The sequence below is a fragment of the Streptomyces sp. NBRC 110028 genome, assembly GCF_001417735.1.
Taxonomy (GTDB): Bacteria; Actinomycetota; Actinomycetes; order Streptomycetales; family Streptomycetaceae; genus Streptomyces.
Genome location: NZ_BBUZ01000032.1, coordinates 93474 through 105984 on the forward strand (window position 1 = coordinate 93474; position 12511 = coordinate 105984).

Below are 12511 nucleotides of genomic sequence, written 5' to 3' on the forward strand. Positions count from 1 at the left end.
GTGCGACGAGGGACGGGGGCAGGGGAGGGCATGGGCCGGACGCACGACACCCGCGCGCCGGGCACGGCGGACGCCGCCGTGGACGACGGCCCGGCGCTGGCCGCCGCCGTCCGGGCCGTCCTGGCCCACGTAGACGCCCACGCCCGCCGCGCCACCGCCGGGACCGACGAGCCCGGAGGCGGCGGGGAGACGACCGCTACGGGCACCCCGGACGCACCGCACGCCACCCCCGCCGTACCGGCCCCCGACGGGGCGTCTCCCGCCGCGCCACCCACCCCCGCCACCCTGGACGCGCTCGTCACCTGCTTCAGCCTCAGCCCCTTCGAGCGCGACGTCGTCCTGCTGGCCGCCGCCGCCGAGCTGGAGCCCACCGCCGCCGCCCGCTGCGCGGCCGCGAGCGGCGATCCGGCGCGCACGTACCCCACCTTCTCCCTCGCCCTCGCCGCCCTCCCCGCGCCCCACTGGAGCGCGCTCACCCCCGTCGCCCCGCTGCGCCGCTGGCGGCTCGTGGAGCTGGAGGACGACACCCGGCTGACCACCACCCGGCTCCGCCTCGACGAGCGCATCCTGCACTTCCTCGCCGGCTCCCCCTACCTCGACGCCCGCCTGCACGGCCTGCTGCGCCGCGCCCCCGCCCCCCGGGCGCTGACCGCCTCCTACGACCGTGCCGCGAGCCGCGTCGCCGCCGGATGGGCCGAGTCCCGGCCCGACGCCCCGCTCCGCGTCGAGCTGGTCGGCGCCGACCTGCGCAGCCGTCACGACATCGCCGCGGCCGCCGCCCACCGCTCCGGGCTCGGCCTGTACGCGATGGCCGCCGATGACCTCCCGACCGACCCCGCCGAACGCGACCGCCTCGCCCGCCTCTGGCAGCGGGAGGCGATCCTGCTGCCCGCCGCCCTGCTCCTCGAAGCCGGTGACCTGGACCGCGAACAGGCCGCCGCCACCGACGCGTTCCTCGCCACCGCCGCAGTCCCCCTCGTCGTCTCCAGCCAGGACCCGCGCCGGACCGACCGGCCACGCGGCGAGCGGGTCGCCGTGCCCCGGCTCGGCGACGAGGAGCAGTACGGCCTCTGGGCCGACGCCTTCGCCGACGTACCGGAGGTCGAAGAGGCCCACCTCCGCTCCCTGGTCGCCCAGTTCCAGCTGCCGCCGCACGTCATCCGCTCCGCCGCCGCGTCCGTACGACGCGACCTCCCCGACGAGGACGAGCGGGACGCCACCGAACTCGCCTGGCACGCCGGGCTCACCGAGGCCCGCATCGGCCTCGACGAACTGGGCCGCCGCATCGAACCGGAGGCGGCCTGGGGCGACCTGGTGCTGGCCGAACGGCAGCTGCGGATCCTGCGCGAGATCGTCGCCCACGTACGCCGGCGCGGCACCGTCCACCAGGAGTGGGGCTTCGCCGAGACCCTGCGCCGCGGCCTCGGCGTCACCGCGCTCTTCGCGGGCGGCTCCGGCACCGGCAAGACACTGGCCGCCGAGGTGATGGCCAAGGAGCTGGGCCTGGACCTGTTCATCATCGATCTCTCCCAGGTCGTCAGCAAATACATCGGCGAGACCGAGAAGAACCTCCGCAAGGTCTTCGACGCCGCCGAACGCGGCGGCGCGCTGCTCCTCTTCGACGAGGCGGACGCCCTCTTCGGCAAGCGCAGCGAGGTCAAGGACAGCCACGACCGCTACGCCAACCTCGAGGTCAGCTATCTGCTGATGCGGATGGAGGCCTACCGGGGCCTGGCGATCCTCACCACCAACATGAAGAAGGCCCTCGACCCGGCCTTCATGCGCCGCATCCGCTTCGTCGTCGACTTCCCCTTCCCCGGGGAGACCGAACGCGCCGAGATCTGGCGCCGCGTCCTCCCCGCCCGGGCCCCCATGAAGGACATCGACGCGGAACGCCTCGCCCAACTCACCGTCGCGGGCGGCTCGATCCGCAACATCGCCCTCTCCGGAGCCTTCCTCGCCGCGGAGGAGGGCGACCGCCTCCAGATGCGCCACATGCTGGCGGCGGCCCGTACGGAGTACCTGAAGCTGGACCGTTCGCTCACGACCTCGGAGGTCCACGGATGGGTCTGAACGAGACGACACCGCGCACCTCCGCGATCCGCGTCGACATCGGCGCACTGGTCCTGGACGGCTTCGACACCCGCATGGACCCCGACCAGGTCTCGGCGGCCTTCCACTCCGAACTGACCCGCCTGCTGCGGGACCGCGGCGTCCCCCTGGCCGCCTCCGGCGACGGCGCGGCCCTGGACACCCTCTCCGGCCTGCCCCCGCTGCCCCGGACCACCTCCCCGGCCCGCCTCGGCGAGGCCCTGGCCCGAGCCGTGCACGCGGGCCTGTCGGGGCGCGGTGAGCCGTCCGCGGAGAAACGGAGGCCGAGGCGATGAGCAGGAACCAGGCCGCCACCCAGGACGACCGCACCGCCCGGTCCGCCAAGCGCCGCAAGCGCAAGGAGCGCGCCGCGGGCACCCGTACGCCCGAGCCCAAGGCCATCGTCAGCGGCGCGGGCCAGCCCCTCGACCTCAGTGTCCGCCGCGAACTGGAGGAAGCGCTCGGCCACGACTTCGGCCGGGTCCGCCTGCACACCGACCGCGACGCCGGTCAGCTCACCGAGATGCTGGGCGCGGACGCGGTGGCGGTCGGCCAGGACATCTTCTTCCGCGAGGGCACCTACCACCCCGGCACCACCGACGGCCGGCGCCTCCTCGCCCACGAGCTGCTGCACACCGTCCAGAACCCCCACGGCCTGGGCGCCCTCCGCGCGGGCCGCGACCTGGGCGCGGTGAGCCTGCCGCAGCAATCCATCGAACGCGAGGCGGAGGGCGCGGCGCAGGAACTCCTACGTAACGGTCAGCCGGAAACACACCTGGAACCCCAGGAGTCCGCCACCCCGGGCTGGCTTCGCTACGCCACGGTCGACGCGGACCGCAACCGCATGGAGAAGCTCGACCCGGCCACCCTGGTCGACCGCCTCGCCAACGTCGTCATCCGCTCCCTGCGCGGCGATCCGGAAGACCACTCGAAGCGCACCCGTATGCAACTGGCGCGGATCTCCGACGAGGTGCGGGACGCGGTCCTCGACCGCCTGGAGACCAGGCTCCTCAGCTCGGAGCACGAGCGGGTGCTCGACTTCGTCGACGAGGTCGAGGCGGACGGCAACCTGGAGCGGGAAGCTCTGGACGCGCCGACAGTGGAGCCGGATCAGGCCGAGGAGCTGCTGTTCGAGCGGCGGAGGGCCGAAGAGAAGCGCGAGGAAGAGCGGCGGATCCCCCCGGCGCCGGGCCCGGAGGAAGACCAGGCCACCGAGGAGGGCGCCGCGGGCAGAACGCCGCGGAACGGACCGCAGCCAAAACGGCAGGCCGGGGACCAGAAGCAGAAGCCGGGCACCGGCGCCGGCGCGCGAAGGGACGGGAACTCTCCGTCCGGTGGGCAACCCGGCGGACCGGCCCCCGCCACTTCGGCGGCACCGGCCGCCGCGCCGCAACCCCAGTCCCAGCAGCAGTCCTCCTCGTCTTCCGAGGGGAGGTCCGAGGGCTCCGACAAGGACGAGCAAGGGAGCGGAGGAAAGGAGGAGCGGGACGAGCAGGGCGTCGCGACACCGAGCGAGGAGGAGTCGGCGGCCAGGAACCGTCCGGGCGCGGTCGACGCGCTCGTGGCGGGCCGGCAGCTCAAACAGGAGGACAAGCGGGGGTCGGAAAAGCAGCCCACGGGTTCGCCGACGGCATCCGGTCAGGACACCCAGCCGCCCGGCCCGGTCTCCACCCTCGACGGCGTACGGGCGCAGGATCTCGACGGCCCGGAGGAGCGGGTCGAGGAGGATCCCTTCGGCTCAGGCAACGAGTCGGAAGTCGATGTCGGGGGCGAGGAGAAGAGCGCCTGGGACATCAGGCTCCAGCCGGAGGACTTCCTGCCGGAGCAGGACCTCGATGTGTCCGGCGTCCCCACCGCGGACAAGCTCGACCCCGCCTCGTCGGCCACCCCACCGGTCCCCTCGTTCCCGGCCCCTCCGGTGACCAAGGCCGACAAGGTGCAAGCCGAGCGGGACGCGGAGGACGCCGAGGACGAGGCGGCGGAGGCCGAACCCGAGGAGGACGCCGCCGACTCGGCCACCGATACCGGACCGTCGGCCGAGGCGGACGAAGGTCCGGAGGGAGAGGGCGGTCCCGACGGTTTTGCCCTGGAACAGACGGCCGAGAGCCGGCCTGGACCGGCCACGACACGGGACCCGAAGAGCGGAGCCGACCCCAAGGACGGGCCCGTCGCCGCCCAGCTGACCGTGCAGCAGGCCACGGGCACGTCCGAAGGCGGCAGCGAGGCACGGGAACAGGCCGCGAAAGAGGAGAAGGGCACCCCTGCCGCAGGCGACCGGACCGGCGGTGCGCAGGAGAAGGCCTCCCAGCAGGCGGCGGGCGGTCAGGCAGCGGGGCAGGAGCCCGCGGCCAAGGAGGAGCAGAAGGAGACGGACGCGGCACCCGCGGGCAAGAGCGAGCCGACGGCCGACGCACAGTCCCCCTCACCCGCACGGGACACCCAGGTCACCGGCGGGTCCAACGCGGACACGCCGGGCGGGGCGAGCAGCGGGGCGCGGAACGAGCCCAGCATGCCGGCGGAGCGTACGGAGGCACCGGCTGCCGAGCCGGCGCCGTCCGCCCCGGCACCCGCGAAGAGCGCCGCCCCCGCGCCCACGCCACCGAAGGAGACACCGGCGGCCAAGCCCGCGTCGGGAGCGAAGCCCACCACGCCCAGGTCGGCACCGACCCCCAAGACACCGCCCGGCGGTGGTGGCGCGGGTGGAGGCGGCGGAGGTGGCAAGGCGTCCGCCTCGGCCAAGGGGAAGAAGAAGGGCTCCGCACCGGCCCCCAACCTCTCCCAGGTCTCCCCGGAAGCGGGCCTGTCCACCGCCTCGAGACTCAAGCCCCACGTGGCCCTCCAGGCCATGACCGGCGTGAGCGGTTCGGTGGACCGCACCGTCGGTGACGAACACAAGGCCCTCGCCGCCGCCCCACCGTCGATGCAGCGCCCGGCGGGCGCCCCGCAGACCCTCCAGGGCAAGCCGAAGACGGACGCCCCGGGCCAGTACTCGCAGGATCCGGCTCAGAAGTCCGAGGCCCCGGAGAAGGAAGACGCCAAGGTCACGGGCGCCAAGGAGCCCGAGGGCCAGATCGAGGCGGAGAAGGCCGAGGAGCCCGGCGGCTGGGACACGTTCAAAATGGCCCTGGGCTTCGGCGTCGGCAAGCTCCTGAGCTGGGTCGGTTTCAAGGTGGACGCGCAGGAGCTGGCCGCCAAGTTCGCCGGACTGCCGACCAGGGACGAGGCGCTGAAGCAGGCCCAGGCAGGTAACGCACCGGGCGTACAGATGCAGGGCGCCGCCGACCAGACGGCCGGTGAGCAGGGTTCGGCCGTCGACACCAAGGGCCAGGAGACCGTCGCCGCGGGTCGCGACGATGCCGGCCGTCGCATGGGCGAGGACCAAGTCTATCCCGACGCTCCCAAGGAGCAGATGGAGGCGAAGGTCCCCGGCCGGCGGGGTGGCGGGGGCGGCGGTGCGCCGCAGGGCGGTGCGGCGACCGGCGCGGTCCCGCCCGAGGCCGCCTCGGAAGTGGCGGAGCACGAACGCGGACCGCAGTTCCAGGCCGCGTTCTCCGACGGCCAGAAGAGCATGTCCGAGGGCCGAAAGGCCAAGGACCGCGACTTCCGGAACGGTCAGCAGAAGCACAAGCAGCAGGTCAACGCGGAGATCGCGACCAACACCAAGAGCCAGGCGAGCGAGCGCCAGAAAGCGATGACAGAGGTCACCGCCAAGCGCGCGGACTGGCGCACGGAGCAGGACAAGGAACTTAAGTCCCTCGGCGACAAGAAGACCGAACGCCACGAGAAGATCCGCAAGGACGTCAAGGACAAAGAAGAGAAGACCGACAAGGACGTCGACAAGGAGAAGGACGACAGCGACAAGAAGATCCGGGACAGGGGCGACCGGGCCGAGCGGGATGCCGAGAAGAAGCGCGACGCCAGCGTCAACGACTCGGGCAACTGGGTCACCAAGGCCTTCGACTGGATCAAAGAGAAGGTCATCGAGATCAAGAACGCGATCGTCCGCGTCATCAGGGAAGCACGTGACGCGGTCGTCGGCTTCATCAAGAACTTCAAGGACACGGTCGAGCGCTGGATCAACGACGCCCGCAAGGCCATCGTTGACGCGATCAAGAACTTCATCAACGACCTGATCGAGTTCGCCAAGGCGATGGTCCGGGCCGTCATCGACCTGGCCAAGCGCATCCGCAATTTCATCACGGGACTCATCGAGGCGGCGATCGCCCTCGTCAACAAACTCGCCACCATGCTCAAGCAGGCCATCACCGACTTGTTGAACGCCCTCGGCAAGCTGCTGAGCAGCATCTTGGACGTCCTGAAGAAGGCTCTGCTCGACGTGGTCAAGGCCGTTGTGGACGCGGTCAAACAGGTCCTGGACTTCGCCTCCAAACTGCTGGGCGCGCTCGGTGACTTCATGCTCATCGCGGTCGACTTCCTCTCCGACCCCGGGGGCTGGCTGAGCGGTGCCAAGAACTCGGCGGTGGACGGGGCGAAGAACCACCTCTTCCGCGAGGTCAAGTCGGCCGTCAAGGAGTGGTTCCAGTCCAAGATCCAAGAGATCATCGGCGTCCCCAAGGCCATCCTGGACAGGCTGCTCAAGGGCGGCTTCAGCCTGGAGCAGATCGTCAAGGAGACCTGGGACGCGATCGTCCCCCAACTCCCCTTCATCATCGGCGAGATCGTCATCACGAAGGTCATCGCCAAGCTGATCCCGGGAGCCGGCTGGGTGATGGCCGTCATCGACGCCATCCGCACGGCCATCGGCTCGCTCGGCGCCATCCTGCGCGCGATGGGCGCGGTCCTCGACTGGCTGAAGCTCGTCCGCATGGGCGGCGCGGGCCTCCTCTTCGCGAAGGCCGTCGCGGCGGGCATCGTGGCGCTCCTGGAACTGGCCTACCAGGCGTTGCTGTCCGGCATCGGCAAGTACGTCGCGAAGGTGGGCCGGCGCTTCAAGGCCATCGCCGCGAAGCTGGGTCAGGGGAAGGGTGGCAAGGGCGGCGCGGGAGGGAAGGGCGGTGCGGACGGGGAGGGCGCGGGTGGCCGGGGCGGCAAGCCGAAGCCCGACGAGAGGCCCGAGCAGCCGACCGCACCGAAAACGACGACGCGCCCGACATCAACGCCAACGACCACGAAGCCGAAGCCGGGTACCGAGGCTCCTCCCAAGAGCCCCACAACGCAATCGCACTCCCCAGCCAAACCCGGGCCCGAAACCCCCGGCAGGCCCAAGCCCACACACGACACCAAGACCCCGGCCCCCACCACGAAGGACAAGAACGGCAAACCCAAGCCCGAGGAAGATCACCCGGACACCCGCCCAACCCCATCCCCGAAACCCAAGCCGAAGCCGGAACCCCCGGACAAGCCGAAGCCCGAGCCGCACACCGAGCCCAACCCCAAGGACGACAAATCCCCGGGCAGCCCCAAGAACGACAAGGGCCCCGAGGACCGGCCGAAGAACGACGACAAGCCCTCGACCAAGGACCCCAAGGACCAGGACCCCACCAAGCCCGGCCAGGAGGACCCGAAGAAGCCCAAGCCCGACAAGGACGGCGACAAGCCCACCAGGCCCAAGGAAGGCGACGGCAAGAAGCCCAAGCCGGACAAGGGCGGCGATAAGCCGGGTCCCCGAAAGCCCGAACCCGACAAGGACGGCCCCGGCAGGCGGCCGAACAAGAAGGGCCCCAACAAGCGCAAGCCCCACCCCGACAAGAGCGGCCCGGGCAGGCCGAAGTCCAAGCCGGAGAAGGGCAAGCAGAAGAAGGACGAAAATTCTGGGGGCGCCAAGCAGAAGAGGCTGAACAACGCAGTGGAGCGAATCCGGGCGATCCTAAAGAAGCTGCTACGGCCTGGAGTTGCGCAGGCACTTCACCGCGGCACCCTTTTAGTCCTACGACGGTGGTATCGGCTTGCCTCTCTGGAGCGGCGCGGTGGTCGCGGTCATTTTGAGGACCACGCGAGGCTGAACCCTCCGGATAAGGTGATCGACGGATTCCCTGACTCGAAAGCGAGGACGGACTACCTGGAGGAGCAGAAGCTCCCGGACCCTCAAATAACCAAGCGCGCGGAAGACCCAATTCCCGCCACGGTCGCTGACTATATGAATGGTGTCCCGAACATCTCTCGAAAGAAGACCGAGGGGGAGTTTCTCAGTAAGGTGGTCAAGGGTACGGGCGAGAAGCCGAACTTGGCAGAAGATGGTCAACCGCTCGGTTGGCAGTACGTCCTGCACAAGCAAATGACAAAGGGAACCGCCTGGGTGCGTATGCATCTTCTGCCGGAAGCTCTAGGGGGGTCGGCGGGCGGAAAAAATCTGGTGCCCGCCAGGAGTCAGCAGACCAATCTCACCTTTTACCGAGAGATCGAAGGAGATGCCTACGAGGACGTGCCAGATACGGAAAGAATGATTTGGTACGAGTCGGAGGCGCAGTTCGGTTATGCCGACTTCCCGGGGTTCCCGAGCTATATCAAGTCGTCCTACGGAACGTATACGCACAAGAAGGGGACGGGTCGGTCCCCTCGTGACTGGGACAAAGATGAAGGCGCGAAAGATACGTATTCTCAGTCGAGTATACCCAAGCCGGATCCTGCCGAACACGGAAAACTGCCGATTAATAGTGCGGGCGCGGAGACGATAAGGAACTTCCTCGGCAAAGAGACGCTGACGGAAAGGGCGGCCAGGTATCTGGCAGGGCTCACGGGTGATGGTGCGCGCTATACCCGTGACTCTGAGAACGGCAAGGTGCCCATTCCTCGCCAGGTCTTCCATAATCCGAAAGATGTAGAGGGGTTCATGTTTGATCTGCAAAAAAACAAGAATCTGAAGGATTCCTTCAAACTGGCGAACATCGTGCGCATCATGAAAAAGATTCGTGCTCGGAAGCGAGATATCCTGTGGGACGCTCCGTTTGAAAATTCTCGAAACTGAGGGGCTCTTGAAATGTCTGATAATCCTTCTTATGAGGTCAGGGTCGCCGCCTCCGTGCAAGACTTGTCCGATAGTCCACTTTTTCGCTTGGGGAATCACAGTATCTCACCTCTTTCCGGGGTCCGCGCGGATGCAGGGAGTGCGGCTCGTGAGATGTCACGTGTGTTGGGGTTCCCTCTGGATGGGGTCGATCGCTTGTTTCTCGGCGCTGACGAGATTCATGCCATTTGGCGTTCGGTGGAGGGCCCGCTCATCGTGGGGGAGTTCTGCCTCGTGCATCTCCACAAGAGCTTTACTGGTGACGAATTCCCTCCCGATGACCCGACTCTTCCCGTGTCCGACTATGCGAAGTTGGGGGCTCTCAAGGTCATCGACAGTGAACCGCACAGCGGATCAGGCAGTGTGACCGGAATGTATGTGACAGCAAGTGATCAGCATGAGATTTGGTTCTACGACGCAGGGCTTCACCGACTGGAACGGCTGGACCTGGATTACCTTGCATACCTCGACGCCGTACTCGTGACCAAGGGTACCTGCGGTTGGCAGTATCTCTTCGCGGATGTCGACCTCAACACGACAGAAATGCACACCACCGCCGTCGGCCTCAATGTCATGCTGGAGAAATTTCCAGAGCAATTCCCGGAATACGACTATGAGCCCCTGCGGCAGAGGCTGGAGGCCCGCCTGTGACCCGCTACGCCGACATCCCCAAACCCATCCGCTCCGGCATCGTCATCGTCGACCCCGACCGCGGCACCCCCCAACGCATCATCGTGCTGCAGTTCAACCCCGACACCCTGGAGCGCTCTCTCGCCCCCCAATCCGCCGGCGACCAGGCCGACAGCGGCGGAGGGGGCAGTGGAAGCGGGGACAGGAACGAGGCCCTCAGACTCAAGGGCCCCGCCCAGGAGACGTGGAAGTTCACCGCCGAGATCGACGCGACCGATCAGTTCGAGGTGGCGGCACCCGACGGGATTCATCCGCAGCTCGCCGTGCTGGAAATGCTCGTGCAGCCCACCACGGCCAAGTTACGCGAGGCTTCGCGGCTGTCGAAGAAGGGGACCATCGAGATCACCCCCATCGAGATGCCGCTGACCCTCTTCACCTGGGGGAGCAAGCGCGTCATGCCGGTCCGCATCACCGAGCTGTCGATCAACGAGTCGGCCTTCGACGTGAACCTCAACCCCATACGGGCCTCGCTCAGCATCGGCCTCAAGGTGCTGACCGTCAGCGACCTCCCCCCGGGGCACCGAGGCGCGGAGTTGTACCTCGCGCACCTTGCCCAGAAGGAGCGGCTGGCCGCAGCAGCGCGCGGAGGGGCGCTGAGCGCGTTGGGGCTCAGCAACGGGGACATCGGGCTGGGGAGGGTGTAGAGGCAGATGGCCGGGATTCAACCGTACGAGAGCGCGCTGGACGGGGTACCGGGGTCGCACCCGTACCCCCGCACCAGCCGGTATCACGACGCCGAGATCGGGGTGCACACCCAGCCCGACGGGACCGAAGTGCGGTACGTCAAGCGCCGGTTGCTGCCACCCCTCGCCGAAGCCAAAGCCGAAGCCGAAGCCGAAGCCGAGGATGAGACAGTGCCGCACACCGTCGGCAGCGGCGAGCGGCCGGACCAGCTCGCCCAGCGGTACCTCGGAGACCCCGGCCAGTGGTGGCGGATCGCCGACGTCAACCCCACCCTCGACCCCCGGGAGCTGACCGCCGAGCCCGGCCGAGAGATAGAGATTCCGCTGCCGGGCGGATTCCCCGGAGGTGGCCATGGCCGATGAGCCCGTGGGGCAGGGGCCCATCCACCTGGAACTCAGAATGGGGCCCCAGCTCACCCGCCCCGTACCGCCCGAGGTGACCGAGGCGCTGCTCTCCGCGCAGATCACCATGACCGCGGGGGAGCGGAGCGGCTTTCAGATCGCCTTCGACCTGACCAAGAAGGGCGCGATCATCGATCGCCTGCTGCCCGAGGGGTTCTTCGACCCCCGGACCAGGGTGATCATGACGGCGGCCGTCAAGGGCACCCCCATCGTGCTGCTCGACGGCCTGATCGTGCGGCAGGAGGTCGGGGCCAGCAACCAGCCGGGGCAGACCACTCTCACCGTCACCGGCGAGGACCTCACCCTGCTGATGGACCTCGAGGAGCGGACCGACCGGTACCCCGGCCTCCGCCCCGCCAGACGCGTCGAGCGGATCCTTCAGAAGTACAAGGACTACGGGATCCGCACCCACATCATCGACGAGAAGATCCCGCAGACCCCCAACGTCCAGCAGCGCGTGGACTACCAGACCGGCACCGACCTCCAATACCTGAACGAACTCGCCCGCGCCAACGGGTTCACGTTCTACCTCGAACCCGGGCCGACCCCCGAGCGCTCCCTCGCCTACTGGGGGCCCGAGCGGCGCATCGGCCGGCCGCAGCACGCGCTCAACGTCAACATGGACGTCAACTCCACCGTCGACCAGCTCACCTTCGCCTACGACGGCACCGCACGGGAGGAACCACAGGCCCGGGTCCAAGACCCCAGGACCCGGGACTCCACGCTCCTCCCGCAGCCCGATATCAGCCCCCTCCGCCCGCCCCTCGGCAAACGGCCCACACCCGCGCTGAAACGCAAGACGCTCTCGGGGACGGCCAAGATGGACCGGGGGCAGGCCGAGGCCGAGGCGATGGCGCGGGCGGCGACCTCCGCGGACGCGATCTCCGGGTCCGGGTCGCTGGACGTCAACCGGCACGGGTACATCCTCCAGCCGCGCCAGCTGGTCGGCGTGCGGGGCGCCGGCAAGACGTACGACGGCGAGTACTACGTCAAGTCCGTCACCCACACCATCCGCCCCGGGTCGTTCCAGCAGAACTTCACGATCTCCCGCGAAGGACTGGTCGCCCGCAGCAGCACCGTTCGACCGTGAGTCCCCGCCAGGAAGGATCAGGACCACCACATGGCCGTTGCGCCCAACAACCGCTTCCTCGGCAAGTTCCGGGGACGGGTCCGCGACAACCAGGATCCGCTCGGCATCGGCAGGATCACCGCCGACGTGCCGGACGTGCTCGGTGACGAGCCCAGCACGTGGGCCATGCCGTGCTTCCCCTTCGCCGGGGATCAGGGGCGCCCCGCCGGGCAGTACGTCGTGCCGTCCGTCGGGGCGGGGGTGTGGGTGGAGTTCGAGCAGGGAGATCCGAGCTTCCCCATCTGGACCGGGTGCTGGTTCGGGGCGCGGGAGCAGCTGCCGGAGGACGCGCGGCCCGACCCCGCGACCGCCCACCCCGTCGTCATCCAGACGCCCGGCAAGCACAAGTTCGTGATGTCCGACGTGCCCGCCGAGGGGATTCTCCTCCAGGCGCCCGGTGGCGCGTCGCTGAGGATCGACGCCACCGGAGTGCACATCGACAACGGCCAGGGGGCGTCCGTGTCGCTCCGCGGAGACCAGGTCGACATCAACCAGGGCCGGCTGACCGTGCCCAAGAAGCGATAAGCGCGGAGCACCAGCGCAAACGGGGAG

Annotated in this window: 8 protein-coding genes; all 8 read left to right on the forward strand. The window is 68.9% G+C overall.

Going from position 1 to position 12511, the window contains the following annotated elements:
- The first annotated feature begins 30 nt into the window (after window positions 1-30).
- The 8 genes from ASC60_RS24705 (at window position 31) to ASC60_RS24740 (ending at window position 12484) form a co-directional block, all read left to right on the forward strand.
- Window positions 31-2073, forward strand: coding sequence for an ATP-binding protein (locus ASC60_RS24705; RefSeq protein WP_055554571.1), 2043 nt, complete (start codon window positions 31-33; stop codon window positions 2071-2073).
- Window positions 2064-2387, forward strand: a complete 324-nt coding sequence (locus ASC60_RS24710; protein WP_055554572.1) for a hypothetical protein — start codon at window positions 2064-2066, stop codon at window positions 2385-2387. The genes ASC60_RS24705 and ASC60_RS24710 overlap by 10 nt, the downstream gene beginning before the upstream one ends.
- A complete protein-coding gene (locus ASC60_RS24715) occupies window positions 2384-9016 on the forward strand; it encodes a DUF4157 domain-containing protein (RefSeq protein ID WP_079038585.1) in 6633 nt (2210 codons plus the stop codon). The genes ASC60_RS24710 and ASC60_RS24715 overlap by 4 nt, the downstream gene beginning before the upstream one ends.
- 153 nt (window positions 9017-9169) lie before the next feature.
- Window positions 9170-9706 carry a hypothetical protein gene (locus ASC60_RS24720; protein ID WP_159043305.1) on the forward strand — a complete coding sequence of 179 codons (537 nt, stop codon included), beginning with the start codon at window positions 9170-9172 and terminating at the stop codon, window positions 9704-9706.
- A complete protein-coding gene (locus tag ASC60_RS24725) occupies window positions 9703-10389 on the forward strand; it encodes a hypothetical protein (RefSeq protein ID WP_055554575.1) in 687 nt (228 codons plus the stop codon). Before ASC60_RS24720 ends, ASC60_RS24725 begins: the two co-directional genes overlap by 4 nt.
- 6 nt (window positions 10390-10395) lie before the next feature.
- The gene (locus ASC60_RS24730; RefSeq protein ID WP_055554577.1) at window positions 10396-10791 is read left to right on the forward strand and encodes a hypothetical protein; all 396 of its coding nucleotides are present in this window, start codon (window positions 10396-10398) and stop codon (window positions 10789-10791) included.
- On the forward strand, window positions 10781-11920 hold the full coding sequence (locus tag ASC60_RS24735; protein ID WP_055554579.1) for a hypothetical protein: 1140 nt from the start codon (window positions 10781-10783) through the stop codon (window positions 11918-11920). Before ASC60_RS24730 ends, ASC60_RS24735 begins: the two co-directional genes overlap by 11 nt.
- 30 nt (window positions 11921-11950) lie before the next feature.
- Window positions 11951-12484, forward strand: a complete 534-nt coding sequence (locus ASC60_RS24740) for a phage baseplate assembly protein V (protein WP_055554581.1) — start codon at window positions 11951-11953, stop codon at window positions 12482-12484.
- Window positions 12485-12511 lie beyond the last annotated feature (27 nt).